Origin of the sequence: Micromonospora maris AB-18-032 (assembly GCF_000204155.1) — a bacterium.
Classification (GTDB): domain Bacteria; phylum Actinomycetota; class Actinomycetes; order Mycobacteriales; family Micromonosporaceae; genus Micromonospora; species Micromonospora gifhornensis.
In genome coordinates, this window is sequence record NC_015434.1 from 4560622 (window position 1) to 4574563 (window position 13942).

General features: G+C 72.1%; 13 protein-coding genes. 11 read left to right on the forward strand and 2 right to left on the reverse strand.

What is annotated here, in order from left to right; genetic code table 11:
- Positions 1-14 precede the first annotated feature (14 nt).
- The 7 genes from VAB18032_RS20100 to VAB18032_RS20125 are packed head-to-tail and all read left to right on the forward strand — an operon-like array spanning position 15 to position 5689.
- Positions 15-281, forward strand: a complete 267-nt coding sequence (locus tag VAB18032_RS20100; protein ID WP_013734740.1) for an acyl carrier protein — start codon at positions 15-17, stop codon at positions 279-281.
- 2 nt (positions 282-283) lie between these two features.
- Positions 284-1180 (forward strand): hypothetical protein, encoded by an 897-nt coding sequence (locus VAB18032_RS30200; RefSeq protein ID WP_013734741.1) that lies wholly within the window; start codon positions 284-286, stop codon positions 1178-1180.
- The gene (locus tag VAB18032_RS20110) at positions 1177-1839 is read left to right on the forward strand and encodes an acyl-CoA dehydrogenase family protein (RefSeq protein ID WP_013734742.1); all 663 of its coding nucleotides are present in this window, start codon (positions 1177-1179) and stop codon (positions 1837-1839) included. The genes VAB18032_RS30200 and VAB18032_RS20110 overlap by 4 nt, the downstream gene beginning before the upstream one ends.
- Positions 1836-2990, forward strand: a complete 1155-nt coding sequence (locus VAB18032_RS20115) for an acyl-CoA dehydrogenase family protein (RefSeq protein WP_013734743.1) — start codon at positions 1836-1838, stop codon at positions 2988-2990. The genes VAB18032_RS20110 and VAB18032_RS20115 overlap by 4 nt, the downstream gene beginning before the upstream one ends.
- Entirely contained in the window at positions 2974-3813 is an 840-nt protein-coding gene (locus VAB18032_RS30205) for a 4'-phosphopantetheinyl transferase family protein (protein ID WP_013734744.1), read from the forward strand. The genes VAB18032_RS20115 and VAB18032_RS30205 overlap by 17 nt, the downstream gene beginning before the upstream one ends.
- Positions 3810-4277, forward strand: a complete 468-nt coding sequence (locus VAB18032_RS31865) for a hypothetical protein (RefSeq protein ID WP_013734745.1) — start codon at positions 3810-3812, stop codon at positions 4275-4277. The genes VAB18032_RS30205 and VAB18032_RS31865 overlap by 4 nt, the downstream gene beginning before the upstream one ends.
- A complete protein-coding gene (locus tag VAB18032_RS20125) occupies positions 4274-5689 on the forward strand; it encodes an MFS transporter (RefSeq protein ID WP_013734746.1) in 1416 nt (471 codons plus the stop codon). Before VAB18032_RS31865 ends, VAB18032_RS20125 begins: the two co-directional genes overlap by 4 nt.
- Before the next feature lie 90 nt (positions 5690-5779).
- Here the strand turns inward: VAB18032_RS20125 and VAB18032_RS20130 are convergent, their stop codons facing one another.
- Complete coding sequence (locus VAB18032_RS20130; protein ID WP_013734747.1) at positions 5780-6163, reverse strand: nuclear transport factor 2 family protein; 384 nt, start codon at positions 6161-6163, stop codon at positions 5780-5782.
- A gap of 362 nt (positions 6164-6525) precedes the next feature.
- Between VAB18032_RS20130 and VAB18032_RS20135 the strand changes: the two genes are divergently transcribed.
- From VAB18032_RS20135 to VAB18032_RS20150, 4 genes are all read left to right on the forward strand, one after another.
- Positions 6526-9552, forward strand: a complete 3027-nt coding sequence (locus VAB18032_RS20135; protein WP_013734748.1) for an AfsR/SARP family transcriptional regulator — start codon at positions 6526-6528, stop codon at positions 9550-9552.
- A 245-nt stretch (positions 9553-9797) separates the two neighbouring features.
- Positions 9798-11114, forward strand: a complete 1317-nt coding sequence (locus tag VAB18032_RS20140; RefSeq protein WP_013734749.1) for an ATP-binding protein — start codon at positions 9798-9800, stop codon at positions 11112-11114.
- A gap of 186 nt (positions 11115-11300) precedes the next feature.
- Positions 11301-11930: an RNA polymerase sigma factor gene (locus VAB18032_RS20145; RefSeq protein WP_013734750.1), complete on the forward strand. Its 630-nt coding sequence runs from the start codon at positions 11301-11303 to the stop codon at positions 11928-11930.
- Positions 11931-11965: 35 nt separating this feature from the next.
- Complete coding sequence (locus VAB18032_RS20150; protein ID WP_013734751.1) at positions 11966-12484, forward strand: hypothetical protein; 519 nt, start codon at positions 11966-11968, stop codon at positions 12482-12484.
- A 40-nt stretch (positions 12485-12524) separates the two neighbouring features.
- On the opposite strand, the gene VAB18032_RS20155 is transcribed toward VAB18032_RS20150, so the two are convergent.
- Complete coding sequence (locus tag VAB18032_RS20155) at positions 12525-13940, reverse strand: S8 family peptidase (protein WP_013734752.1); 1416 nt, start codon at positions 13938-13940, stop codon at positions 12525-12527.
- Between the last annotated feature and the right edge of the window lie 2 nt (positions 13941-13942).

Here is a 13942-nt window from a genome sequence, read left to right on the forward strand (position 1 = left end):
AAGGCAGGCCCGCAATGAACGCCACCACCGTCGAGACCGGCAACGAGCAGATCGTCAGCGTCATCGTCACCGCGCTCGAGGAGGTGCTGCGCCAGGAACTCACCGACGTCACCGTCGAGACCCGACTCTTCGACGACCTGAACCTGGACTCCACCAGCGTCCTCGCCCTGCTGATGACGCTGGAGGACGCCCTGGACACCCAGGTCGACCCGGAGAGCCTGGAACAGGCCCACCTGGAGTCGGTGGGATCGCTGGCCGCCTTCCTCGCCGAGAGCCGCTGACCATGTCGGCCCTGCGACAACCCGACGGACGAGCCGGCCCGACGCTGGAACGCATCGTCACCCGCACGTTCACCCCGCCGCAGATCCCGTGCGATCCGGACGACCGGAGCAACCTGCTGGAACGCATGTCGGCGCTGTACGGCGACTTCACCGACGTGTCCTGGCTGACCGACGGTCCGATGGTCAGCTACCACGACATGGTCCGTACGGTCGTCGCGGAACTCGGCCCGGAACTCGTCGGCGTCGACCTGGCGATCACGGTGGACGCCAGTCCTGACTGCCGGCACCAGAGCTTCCCGGGGCCGGTCCTGTCACACGTCCTGACCGGCGACCCGATCATGCTCGGGGTGTCGGAGCAGGGGGTGGCGGGCCCGTTCACCGCGTTGCGGATCGCCCACCGGTACCTGCGCTCCGGCGCGGCCACCCGAGCCCTGATCCTGATCATGGAGCAGTCGACGTTGCCGCCCGACGACGCGGCGGTCCGGCCGGTGCAGGACGTCGTGGTGGCACTGCTACTCGGAGCAGAGGGCACCATCGGGCTCGGCGTACCGACGGTGATGGTCACCCGTACCGGGGCGGCTGCGGCGATGGAGACCGACGTCGACCTGCTCGTCGCCGGCACCGGCCTGGCCGACCTGCCGGCCGGGGTACCTGTCCGGTGGGCCGAACCGGGGCACCCCTGCGCCGGGGTGTGGCTGGCCCTCGCCGACCTGCTCGACAGCCCGCCGGACGGCGGCCACGTCCTGGTCGCCGACCGTGATCCGGTGCTGCCGTACCGGTGCGCCGTCACCGTCACCCTGCCGGCACAACGCCCCGAGACGCCGTGGCAACCGGCCGGCGTCGTCGCGCCGCCCGCCCTGCGGCACCGTCCCCAGAAGGTGAGGGAACTGGTCCGATGACCATCACCGTCAGCACGCCGGCCACCGCCGCCGACCTGCGGCGGTACCGCACACTCGCGTACACCGCAGGGGCGGTCACGGCACTGGGCGCGCTCCACGCGGACACCAGCCCCGGGGTGGTGCCGGTCGGACCGGGCGGCCACACGTTCCTACCGGCCGCCGTCTACGCCGCCAGCGACCGGTGCGCCACACCGGACGGTCCACGGCCGCAGCCGTACGGGCAGACGGTACTGGACCGGGTCGTCACCAGCGACGGGGAGCTGATCGCCTGGCGGGTGCCGGACGGCGGCCCCGACCCGGACACCGGGGCGGCCTGGACGGCCGGGATCGCCTGGATCCGCCTCGGCCTGACCACCCGGCTGCTCGACCTGGCCGCCGCGCACCTGCGCGGCCGGACCGTCGCCGGGGTCGTCACGCTGAACCTGCCGATGGTCCGGGGGATCCTCGCCGACGCGGCCACCGGCATCGCCGAAGCGCAGGCACTGCTGGACACCCGGGCCGATCTGCACCAGGTACACCGCGCGCTCGACGAGACCGGTCGTAGCTGCCTGCACCTGTTCGGTGCCGCCGGTTTTCTGACCGACGGGCCCGGCAGCCACCTGCGCGTGTCGGAACTGCTCGCCGACACCTACCCGCCCCCGCACGAGGAGGCGCCATGAGCACCGACTTTCTCACCGACCTGCGTGCGCAGGCCCGCGCCCACGCGGACCTGCTGCGCCCCACCGCACTGGATCTCGACCGGAACCCGGATCTCGCGGTCTCGGCACCTGGCTGCGGACTGCCGTGGCGCCGCTTCGCCGGCCTGCCCGCCGAGTACAACCCGGACCCGCTGCGGGTCGACGGCCGGCCCGTCCTGCTGGACACCTGCGTCGAACGGGTCGTCGTCCTGGAGGAGTTGGCCCGGGCCGACGCCGCCGCGGTGCTGGCCCTGCCCGGCCCGTCGATGTCCGCGTCGGTCATCGCCGACCTCGCCGACGACGACCAGCAGCAACGGTACTGGGAGACGGTCGCCACCGAACCCACCTGGACGTTCTTCGCGATGACCGAGCCGGCGCACGGCTCCGACCCGGGCAGCATGCACACCACGCTGCGCCGCCACGGCGACGACTTCCGGCTGCACGGCACGAAGCGGTACGTCGGCAACGGTGTGCGGTCCCGCCTCGGCGTCGTCTTCGCCCGCCGCAACGCCGGTCCACTGGGTGTGGTGGCGGTACTCGTCGACACCGACCTGCCCGGGTTCACCGCCGCACCGCTGTCCACGCTGGGTCTACGCGGCTTGCAGCTCAGCGAGTTGCGGATGGTCGACGTACCGCTCACCGAGGCCGACATTCTCGGCCGGCAGCGCTCCGCCACCCGGCAGGGCATGTGGGCGGCCACCCGCACCTTCAACCGGTACCGCCCGGTGGTGTCCTGCCTCGCGCTCGGCGTCGCCCAAGCCGCGTACGACCTGGTCGTGACGCAGCGCCGCCGGTACCGGACCGACGAGCGCCACCTGCTCACCGGCTGGGAGCAACGCCTCGCCGGCACCCGCGCCCTGGTGCTGGCCGCCGCCCGCGCCGTGGACGCGGATCCACGCGACGGCACACTCGCGGCCGCGGCGAAGCTGCGTGCCACCCGGCTGGCCGAGGAGATCACCACCACGGCGGTGCGGCTGCTCGGACCGGGGGCCCGTTGGGAGCACCCGATGCTGGACAAGCTCCTGCGCGACGCGCGGGCCTTCGAGTTCATGGAGGGCACCGGCAACATTCAGCGACTCACCCTCGCCGAGGGCTATCTCCAGGGACGGCTGACCGATGTCCGCGCCGGGTAAGCCCGTCTGGGTCGACGTCGGGACGCCGCCGGGCACCGACGTGTGGCACATCGTCCTGGACGTCGAACGCGAGATCGTCGACCCGTTCATCGCGTTGCTCGACGCCGACGAGATGCGGCGCGCGCACCGGCTGCGCGACGAGCAGGCGGCGCACCGCTTCGTGGCGGCGCACGGGGCGGTGCGGTCGGTGCTGGGCAGCTACCTCGACGTCGCGGGCTACGCGCTGCACTGGGCGCGCGGTCCCAACGGCAAGCCGTACTTCGACGGCGAGTGGCGTCGGTGGCAGTGGAGTCTGAGCCGGTCCGGCGGGCACGCCCTGCTCGCCGTTCGCCTGCACGAGCCGGTCGGGGTGGACGTGGAGCAGATCCGCGACGACGTGCGGGCCGGTGCCCTCGCGGCCCGGTTCATGCCGCCCGAGGAGGCCGCCGAGGTCGCCGCCCAGCCCGACGACGCGACGCGCAACGCCGCCTATCACCGGTTGCTGTCCCGCAAGGAGGCGTGCGTGAAGGCCAGCGGCGGGCGACTGCTGGACGGGCTGCGCCTCGGCGTCCTGGTACCCGGGATCGTCGAGGGCTCCGGCGCCTTCGTCGGGCAGCGCTGGTCGCTGCGGGACCTGCCCGCCCCGCCCGGTTTCGTCGCCACCCTGGCCACCGTCGGTGACCGGCCCCGGCGGCTACGGATGTTCGAGTGGGACTGGCGGGGCTACCCGTACGGCGCCCGCACCGATGGACCGACCGGCCAACCGCCGGACCGACCCGAGATCACCCGACCACCGGGAGACGAGGACTCGTCCCCGCCCGACCTTTCGAGGAGGGCCGCATGAGACACCATCCGGAACCCACCGGCCGGCGATGCCGGCCGACCAACTCCACCAGGCCGGGCCGGAGCCGTTGCGGTGAGCACGACGACCGGTGCGGCACCCGACGGCCCGCCGGTGGACCGTACCCGCCGAGCGCTGCGCCGCGGGTCCGCTTCACCCCCTCGGCGATACCCGTCCTGACCTGTACGCCCGCTCGGCACGAAGCGGCGCTGCGGGGTGCCGCGGAGGCACTGGCCCGCCTGGGGCGCTCGGATCTGGGCGGCAGTCTGAGGGTCAGCGCTCCCGGTCCGGTGGACGCCGCCGCCGAACGCCTCGCCGCACGGCGGGCCGTCGAGAACGCGCTGCACGGCGGCTGCGGAAGCGTGCTGCTCCCGCCGCCCTACCCGCCGGACCGGCAAAGCCGGGACACCACGCCACCGCCCGGGCCCCGACCAGCGACTCCCTACCAGAGCGAGGAACTCCGATGACATCAACCGAGTTGCCGAAGACCGCACCCGACGGAGTCCAGGCGGCGGTGCAGTGGCGGAAGGTCATCACCCTGACCGCCAGCCAGGGCCTGTCGCTGACCGCCGACTACGTCCTGCTCGTCGCCCTGGCCTGGACCGCGGTCCAACTCGGCGGCGTCGGCGCGATCACCACCCTGATGCTGGCCGGCACCGTCCCCCGCGCCCTGACGCTGGTCTTCTCCGGCCCCATCGCCGACTCGTTGGGGGCCCGGTTCGTCCTGCTGCGCACCACCTCCGCCCGCGCTGTGCTACTCGCCGCCGGCGCGGTGGTCGTCTTCACCACGCCGTGGTTCTGGCCGCTGGTGGTCGTCGCCGCCATCGAGGGGGTGCTGCTGGGCATCGGCAGCCCGGCCGCCGGCACCCTGATGCCCCGGTTGGCCCAGGGCGAGCAGTTGGCCCGGGCGAACTCACTGTCGTCCCTGGTCACCCGGCTCGCGCCGATCATCGGGACCCCGATCGGCGCCTGGCTGATCGCCACCGGTGAGCTGTGGGAGGCGATGGCGGTGGTGGCGGCGACCTGCGGTGTCTCGTTCGCCGCGATGTGGGTGGTCACCCGTGGTATGGCCGGTGGTGACCGGACGCCGGGCGAGAACATGCTCCGACGCTCCGGCGACGGCATCCGCCTGCTGCGCACGTACGGCCGCCTGCGCTGGCTGTTCATCTGCGCGTTCCTGCTCGACATGGCCTTCGGCTGGCCGATCGAGGTGGCCCTGCCGCTGATCGTCGACGGCCGGGGCTGGGGTGTCGGTTCGGTGGCCGTGGTCGTGGTCGCGTTCAGCTGCGGCGCGATCGCCGCCGGGGTGACCGGTGCCCTGCTCGCCCACCGCATCCCGCTGATGGTGCGCCTGGTCGTCACGGGCGTCGGCATCGGTCTGGGCATCCTGGCGATGGCGGCGATGAACTCGGTGTTCACCCTCGCCGCGGTCGGCGCGCTGGTCGGTCTGATGGCCGGCCTGAACGGCCCGGCGATCGTCACCGTCTACCAGCAGGCCTCTCCGCGTGCCCGGATGGGCACGGCGATGTCGATGCTGACGCTGGCCGGCATCGGCACCGTTCCGGTGTCGATCGTGGTCTTCGGCGCGCTCTCCGCCGTGATCGGGGTGACCGCCACCTGGTTCGTGTGCGGTTTCGTCGCCCTGGCCGCGCCGGTGGCGGCGCTGCGGGCACTGCGTCAGCCGCCGCCCGGACCGGAGAGCCTGGGCGGCACCGACACGGCGGCACCGTCCCCCGAGCCCGAGCCGGCCACCGCCGAGGCGCAGCCGACTCCGGATTCGCAGCCGACGCCCGAGGCCCAGCCGGTGCCGGTGGCCTTCGAGGGGTCCGATCGCGACCCTGCCGACCAGGTCCTGGTCGCCGCGAGTCGCACCGCATGACCCGACGCGGGTGCACCGTGACCTGGTGCCCCGCATGGTGAAGCGGCCGGGATCCGTGGGCTGACGCCCCGGATCCCGGCCGCTGACCCGTCAGTCCGGTGCGACGTAGTAGAAGCGCCGGTAGCCCAGCAGCATCCCCTCGTCGGTCAGGGTGAACACGTCGACGAAGTCCAGCGTGGTCCGACCCGGCAGATCGGTGTACCGGCCGGTGACGGCGACACCGTCACCGTCGGCGATCACCTTGTAGATCTGGTGGTGGCTCGGCGGCCCGGCTACCAGGGCATGGGTACGCAGCACCTCGTTACGCCCGCAGCCGTGCGCCATGTCCGGTCGCTGGACCTGCACGTTCTCGTCGAGCAGTGAGCCGTATCCGTCAATGTCGCCGATGTTGAGATAGTGGTACGACAGGCGCACGTGGTCGACCCCGACCGCAGTGGCGGCACTGTACTTCAGCGAACCCCCATGGCAGGTCATCCGGCGGTCTCCTCTTGTCTGGCTAGCTGGCCCCCACCCGTGTGTGCGGCCGGCGAACACAATCTCCACGAGACGGACAACTCCCGCCTATCACGGCGCTTTCTTCGCCGTCGTGTCTATCCGTGCCGGCGGGTGGTCCGGGTGGTTCCGCCTACGGTAACGGCGGCGGCACGCCGTGCGGGAGTTGCATTTTCACGCCGTTCCCGCGGGGCGACAGCCTGCAGAGCTGCAGAAATACAACAGAAACGGGCAATATCCATAGATAGCAATAGAAGCATCGCGCATTCGTTTCGACTGCTGGACAAATGCATCCTCAATGGAGTGCACTGTTTCGACAGAAACAGTGTCGGCCCGGGAGTACCATGCGCAACCTGATCCTCGCCAGCCCGGTCGCTGAGGCTGGAATCGTCTTCCGCGTTCTCGGTCCGCTACAGGTCGACGGGCCGACCAAGACGGTTCGGATCCCACCGGGGCGTCAGGAAGTCATCCTCGCCTGCCTGCTCATGGAAGCGGGCCGACTCGTCGACACCGACCGGTTGCTCGACCTCGTCTGGCCGGACGAGGCACCGGACACCGCCCGCACCCAGATCCAGATCTGCGTGTCACGCCTGCGCAAGAGCTTCACCGAGGCGGGCGTCAGCGCCTCGGTGATCTCCCGCGCCCCCGGCTACCTCCTGCGCACCGACGACGACAGCGTGGACCTGCAGGTGTTCAACCGGCAGGTGATGGCCTCGCGGGTGCTGGTCAAGGAAGGCAGGCTCGCCGAGGCGGCCGAGCGGCTGCGCGCCGCCGTGGCACTGTGGCGGGGACCCTGCCTCAGCGGCGTACCCAGTGACGCCCTGCGCACCCGGGGGCTGCGGCTGGACGAGGAGCGGCTGGCGGCCATCGAGACGTACCTCGGTCTGGAACTGAACCTCGGGCGCGGCCACGAGCTGGTCGGTGAGATCAGCCAGTTGCTGCACGAGCATCCGCTGCGCGAGCGGCTGCGCGGACAGCTGATGCTGGCGCTGCACCGCTCCGGCCGGCAGGCGGAGGCGCTCGACATCTACCGGGCCGGCCGGCAGCTGCTCAACGACGAGTTGGGGCTGGAGCCGGGTGAGGAGCTGCGGCAACTGGAGACCGCCATTCTCACCAGGGATCCCGCCCTGCACCTGCCGGCGACGCCGGCCCCGGTGACCGCGGCACCGCGCGTCCCCGAGGTTCCCACCGCGCCGCTGTCCCCGTACGGCGAGGAGCAGCCGCACCAGCTGCCCGCCGACACCGCGGACTTCGTCGTCAACGAGCCGATCCTGCGTACGATCGAGGCCGCGCTGGTCGGCGGCGACGGGCAGCGGGCACTCGGGCTCGTGGTCATCGCCGGCAAACCCGGCATCGGCAAGAGCGCACTGGCCACCCATGTCGCGCACCGGCTCGGCGCCCAGCGGTTCCCCGACGGTCAGCTCTACTGCGACCTGCGGGGGGTCGGCGTCGACACGGTCAGCGCGAAGGACGCCCTCGGCCGGTTCCTGCGGGCCCTCGGCATTCCCGGCCCGGTGATACCGGACAGCACCGACGAACGCGCCGAGATGTACCGGACGCTGCTGGCCTCCCGCCGGATGCTTGTGGTCCTGGACGACGCCGCGAACGAGGCCCAGATCATGCCGCTGCTGCCGGGCAGCAGCAGCTGTGCGGTCCTGGTCACCAGCCGGTCGAGGTTGACCGCGCTGCCCGGCGCCCAGCGGGTCGAGCTGGACGTGCTCGACCAGGAGCAGGCCCTGCAACTGTTGGGCCGGGTGATCAGCGTCGAGCGGGTGAGCCAGGAGAAGGAGGCGGCCATCGCGTTGGTCCGTACGGTCGGCGGGCTTCCGCTGGCGTTGCGGATCGTGGCCGCGCGGCTGGCCGCCCGGCCGCACTGGAACCTCGCGTCGATGGTGCACCGGCTGGCCAACGAGCGGCACCGGCTCGATGAGCTCGCGCACGGCGAGATGACGATGCGGGCCAGCCTGTCGCTGACCCACGACGGTCTACGCCGCCCCGACCGGCGGCTGCTGCGGCTGTTCAGCCTGGCGCAGGGGCCGACGGTGCCGGGTTGGATCGCGGGTGCCCTGCTCGACGACGACCGGCCGTTCCCGTCCGACCTGCTGGAGCCCCTGGTCGACGTGCAGATGCTGGACGCGGTGGCGATCGAGCGCACCGGGGAGTTCCGCTACCGGTTCCACGAGGTGATCCGGCTGTTCGCCCGCGAACAGCTCACCCTGCACGATGGCGAAGCCGTGCAGCGCGCGGCGACCGAACGGATGATCGGCGGCTGGCTGTCGATCGCCGAGCAGGCGCACGCCCGCATCTACGGCGGCGCCTACACGCTGCTGCAGGGCGACGGCATGCGGTGGCATCCGCCGGCCGGTTACGTGGAGAACCTGCTGACCGATCCGCTCGAATGGCTCGACAGCGAGCAGCCCAACCTCTGCCTGGCCGTCGAGCAGGCCGCCCACGCGGGTCTGCACGAGCTCTCCTGGAACCTGGCCACCACGCTTGTCACCCTGTTCGAGGCGCGCGGCTACTTCGACCAGTGGGAACGGACGCACCAGCGGGCACTGGAGGCCACCCGGGACGCGGGCAACCGACGCGGCATCGCCGCCGTCCTCGCGTCGCTGGGCACGATGCACCTGAGCCGGCAGCAGCCGGACGAGGCGCGGCAGTCGCTGACCGCGGCGCTGGAGATCTTCGACGACCTGGAGGATCTGCACGGCCTCGCCCTGTGCCGCCGGGATCTCGCCCTGCTGGACCGGCAGATCGGTGAGGACGACCGCGCGCTCGTGCTCTACGAGCAGGCGGCCCGTGACTTCGATCGGGTCGGGGACGTGATCGGCCGGGCGACGGTGCTGACCCAGAGCGCGTACGTGTGGATGCGCCGCGGTCACACCGCCATGGCGCAGGAGCAGCTCGACGAGGCGCTGGCCGCCTTCCGTTCCGTCGGGTACTCGCACGGGGAGGCGCACGCGTTGCGCCGTGCGGGGCAGGTGCTGCTGCGCCGGGGTGAACACGCGCAGGCGGAACAGGTGCTGACCAGGGTGCTGGAAATGGTCCGCCGCAGCCGCGACATCATCGGCGAGGGGCACCTGCTGCGCAACCTCGGTGAGGTGTACGAGGCCAGTGGCCGCCACGAGCAGGCCCGCGAGGCGTACACGCAGGCACTGACCGTACGGGAGAAGATCATCGACCTCGGCGGTGCGGCGCTGGTACGCCTCGACCTGGCCCGGCTGCTGTTCCACACCGGCGAGTTCGCCGAGGCCGGCGGGCTGCTGGAACAGGCCACGGAGACCTTCCGGGCCCGGGGCATGCGGGCCGAGTTGCGTGAGGCGGAACGGCTGGCGCAGGAGCTGACCGCCGCGGACCCGTCCGCCGGCTGACCTCGCCGCTATCACGGTTATCACGGCGCGGCGCACCAGCGGCGCGCCCACCCTCGACAAACCCCTGGGAAATCCACCCTGAGCTGCGAAAATGCTGCCGATTGGCGGCATGATGGCCGGCCGATAGTGAGATCCCGACCATGGTGTGTGACGGCGGTTGTCCCGGTGTCGTGAGCGGTGCCGGGCGGCGCTTCCAGGCGCGCTACCCCCGCGCCACGACATCGTGATAGGGAGTGGGACACCAGATGAGCATCGACCTGCCGACCGGCGACACCGTGCCACTGTTCGGATTACTGGTACGCCAACATCGCATGCGTATCGGGCTGACCCAGCGCGAACTGGCGGACCTGTCCACCGTCAGCGTCCGGGCGATCCGCGACCTCGAACAGGGCCGGGCCCGCCGACCGCGCCAGGACACCGTCCGGCTGATCGCCGACGGCCTGCGGCTCGGGGCACGGGCCCGCGCCGACCTGGAGTCGGCCGCCGGGGAGGGTCGGACCAGCTGGGCGGTGAAGGCCGGCTACGAGGCCGACCCGCCGGCGCCCCCCTTCGCCATCGACGTGCAGCTCGGGCGGGAACCGGAGACCGCCGTCATCGTCGACGAACTCGCCACCGGCGCCGAACGGCTGGTGACCGTCGTCGGGATAGACGGGGTCGGCCGGACCCGGCTGGCCATCGAGGTGGCGACCCGGATGCACGCGGCGGACCGTACCCCGGTGCTCTGGTGTCCGGTGACCGGCCCGACCAGCGGTGACCGGCTCTCCACCCTGGTACGCGCCGCCGCCGACCAACTGCTCGGCGACAGTACGCACCCCGCGGACGGCACGGACGCCATCGCCGCCCTCGTCGAGATCGTCGCCGACCGGCCGCCGCTGCTGGTGCTCGACGGGGTGCGGGAGGTCGCCCACCCCGGCCGCCTGGTGCAGCTGCTGCGCGACTGCCCCGGCCTGCGCATCCTGGTCACCGCCGCGTTCCCGCTGGGGGTGCCCGGTGAGCGACACTTCCTGCTCAACCCGCTGGCCGTCGCCGACGAAGGCGAACCCTTCGACGCGCACGCGCCCGCCGTCCGGATCTTCATGGAGCGGGCCCGCCGGTACCGTCCCGACGTCGACCCGGATGCCCGGGAGACCGCCCTGATCGCGGAGATCTGCCGCCGCCTCGACGGGATACCGCAGGCCATCCACGCCGCCGCCTCCTGGCTCGTCGTCTACGACATCGCGACCCTGCACCACTGCCTGCACGACGGTCCGTCCGGACTGCTGCACCACCTCGCCGGCCCCGACGGCGGCACCAGCCTGCGCGACGCCCTGGAACGCCGGCTGAGCACCCTGCCCACCGCCGAACGCGACCTGCTCGACGCGCTCTGCGGCCAGGGTGAGACCTTCGACCTGGCCGAGGTGATGGCGCTGACCGGCCGCAGCCTGCCCGACAGCGGCCGTGCGGTCCGCGCTCTGGTGCTGCGCGGTCTGGTCCGCCCCTGGTACACCGGCGGCCAGTCCCGGTTCCGGATCCTGCACCTGGTACGCGCGGCCCAGCTCTGCGCTCTCGACGTCCGGGTCTGACGGTGCGGTGCGGCCGCGGCGGCACGCCACCCGGCGTGCCCCCGGCCCGTCCGCAACCTGTCCTCGTCGCATCCATTGCATCCGATAGGATCCGCTGGTCTGCTCAGCTCTCACCTCGACGTGTGTGCGGCCGGAGTCCCGCTCGCCCACTGACAGCTGCGCGGCCGGCACGTCGGAAGGCTTCGCATGAGACAGCGGCACACCGAAGCGGATTCGCCCCGACCGGTGGCCGCTGGGCAGCAGGACATCGCGCACCAGCTGCAGCTCGCCGCCGCCGGCGATCAGGTGGCCTGGAACGACCTCGTGGACCGGTTCAGCCCGCTGATCTGGTCCATCTGCCGGCAGTTCGGGCTGAGTTCGGCCGACGCGGCGGACGCGTTCCAACTCACCTGGCTGCGACTGCTGGAGAATCTCGACACGATCCAGGATCCGGCTCGCCTGCCCGGTTGGCTCGGCACCACCTGCCGCCGGGAGTGCCTGGGTCTGCTGCGGCCCACCAAGCGGGTCCGGCCCACGGACGACGACCGGCTGCTGGATCGCCTGCGCGGACCGTCCTCGTCAGCCGACCAGCCGGTGCTGATCGCGGACCGCAACGCCCGGCTGTGGCGTGAGTTCGGCCGGCTCGACGCCCGCTGCCAACGGATCCTGCGACTGCTGCTGATCGATCCGGACGGTGACCGGGTCTCCTACGAGTTGGTGGCCTCGGCGCTGGAGATGCCGGTGGGTAGTCTCGGCCCGATCCGGGGGCGGTGCCTGGCACGACTACGCCGCCTCCTCGACGCGGAGGGTATCAGTGACGCGCTTCGCGACTCGTAGGAGGAAACGGCAACCCGAGCACTGAGGGAGGAATCGTGGACGACGAGCACACGGGGCCGCAGACGCCGGCGCCGGGGGCGGACGATCGGCTGCTGGCCCCCCTCGGCGAGCTGATCCGGGCGGCGGACCCACCGCCGGCCACGGCGGTGGAGCTGGCCAAGCAGAGCTTCGGTCTGCGCCAGGTCGACACCGAGTTGGCGGCGCTGGTGGCCGACTCGGCGTTGGACCCGGTCGGGTCCGCGGTACGCGCCGGTGAGCAGGGCACCCTCCCCCGGCTGCTCACCTTCGAGGTCGAGGGCACGGACGACACCCCGCAGGCGGTCGAGGTGGAGGTCAGCGGTTCCGGCCGGTACCGGCGGCTGCTCGGCCAGCTGCATCCGCCGGGGGCGGCCCGGATCGAGGTACGGCAGCCCGGAGGTGACGCCGCCGCCCCGGTGGACGCCGACGACCAGGGTCGGTTCGTCGTGGCGGCGGTCGCTGTCGGGCTGATGCGGCTGACCTGGCATCGCCCCGGACGCAGCGCGATCGCCACGGCCTGGGTGAGACTGGACTGACGGTGCCGGCCGGCGTGACGCCGGCCGGCAGCCGTGGTCCTCAGAGCGGCGTGCCCGGCAGCACCCGCAGTACCCGCCCGTAGTCGGGGAGGGTGTGCCGCCCTGCCAGCAACGCGTCCCACGCGTCCCGGGGAGTCAGCTTGGGATCGTTCAGGCAGGCCCTGGCGACCAGACCGCTGATCTGTGGGGCGGAGAACGACGTGCCGCTCCAGACCGCCCAGGAGTTCGCCGGGAACGTGTAGTCGGCCACCGCCGGGTCCGGCACCGGCGGCAGTGTGCCGGTCACGAACGTGGCGACCACGCCGACGCCGACGCAGGAGCAGTCGACCCAGTCGCCGTGGCTGGAGAACGGGGCCGGTTGCAGGTCCGCGGTCAGCGCACCGACCGCGACCACACCGTCGAAGGCCGCCGGATACATCGGATCCTTGCTGCCGTTGTTCCCGGCGCTCGCCACGATCAGGACCTCCGGGAACCGGTCCACGATCGTCCGCACCGCGCTCTGCAGGGCCAGCGGCGGCACACCGTCGACCGCGGGCGTACCGATCGAGGCGTTGATGATCAACCGTACGCCGTCGGCGGCGGCCTCGTGCACGGCGCGCAACATCGCCTCGGCGGCGTCCTTGTCGGTGCCCAGCCCGTCGCTGCGGGTGAACCGGTACGCCCGCACCTCACAGCGGGGCGCCACCCGCTGCACGATGCCGGCGGCGAAGCTGCCGTGCCCGGCCGACCAGTCGAGCCGGCCGTCCCCCGCGCGGCCGTTGACGACCGGCAGTACGTCGAGCAGTTCGGTGTTGTCCGACCGCCGGTCGATGCTGTCCAGCCAGCTGTCGGTCCGGTCCTCCGGGGTGATGCCGGTGTCGATGACCGCCACCCGTACCGCCGGGGCGCCCGGTCTGCCGGCAGCCGCGGTCTGCGGGAAGTCGCCGAGGGCGGCGGTGGCGAACGGATAGTCGTCGCCCTTGATGATGTGTCCGAGCGGTACGACCAGGTGCGGCGCGGCGGTGATGCCCAGCTTCGTCAACTGGCCGACGTCACCGGCCAACTCCTGTGGGGTCTTGCGACCTTCGAACACCCTGGTGGGCCGCTCCGGCGACCAGCCGCGCTGCCACGGCCGGTAGCCCAACCGGCGCAGCACTCGTTGCGGGTCGGATTCCGGTCGGCTCGCTTCGAAGTCGACCACCAGCTGACCCCGCGCGACGAGGACGTAGGTCCGTCGTCCGGCCAGGTCGGTCACCGGATACCTGTCGAACGGCAGGGCGAACTGCCGCGGCGCCCGCTCCTGCCGCTCCCGCATCTGGTCGATGATCTCGCTGGTGCGCCCGCGTCTCGCGTCGACGAGCATCACCTGTAGTTGCCGGCGGACGTGGGCGGCGTCGATCTTCAGCTGCTTCCCGGAGCGGTGCTCCGGGAACTCGTCCGGGGCCGATGCCGAAGGATGCCTGGGCTTGATGGTCACAG

Excerpts from the sequence above, each read along its gene's own strand:
- VAB18032_RS20100 (WP_013734740.1), top strand. The coding sequence starts at position 15 with ATGAACGCCACCACCGTCGAGACCGGCAACGAGCAGATCGTCAGCGTC.
- VAB18032_RS30200 (WP_013734741.1), top strand. The coding sequence starts at position 284 with ATGTCGGCCCTGCGACAACCCGACGGACGAGCCGGCCCGACGCTGGAA.
- VAB18032_RS20110 (WP_013734742.1), top strand. The coding sequence starts at position 1,177 with ATGACCATCACCGTCAGCACGCCGGCCACCGCCGCCGACCTGCGGCGG.
- VAB18032_RS20115 (WP_013734743.1), top strand. The coding sequence starts at position 1,836 with ATGAGCACCGACTTTCTCACCGACCTGCGTGCGCAGGCCCGCGCCCAC.
- VAB18032_RS30205 (WP_013734744.1), top strand. The coding sequence starts at position 2,974 with ATGTCCGCGCCGGGTAAGCCCGTCTGGGTCGACGTCGGGACGCCGCCG.
- VAB18032_RS31865 (WP_013734745.1), top strand. The coding sequence starts at position 3,810 with ATGAGACACCATCCGGAACCCACCGGCCGGCGATGCCGGCCGACCAAC.
- VAB18032_RS20125 (WP_013734746.1), top strand. The coding sequence starts at position 4,274 with ATGACATCAACCGAGTTGCCGAAGACCGCACCCGACGGAGTCCAGGCG.
- VAB18032_RS20130 (WP_013734747.1), bottom strand. The coding sequence starts at position 6,163 with ATGACCTGCCATGGGGGTTCGCTGAAGTACAGTGCCGCCACTGCGGTC.
- VAB18032_RS20135 (WP_013734748.1), top strand. The coding sequence starts at position 6,526 with ATGCGCAACCTGATCCTCGCCAGCCCGGTCGCTGAGGCTGGAATCGTC.
- VAB18032_RS20140 (WP_013734749.1), top strand. The coding sequence starts at position 9,798 with ATGAGCATCGACCTGCCGACCGGCGACACCGTGCCACTGTTCGGATTA.
- VAB18032_RS20145 (WP_013734750.1), top strand. The coding sequence starts at position 11,301 with ATGAGACAGCGGCACACCGAAGCGGATTCGCCCCGACCGGTGGCCGCT.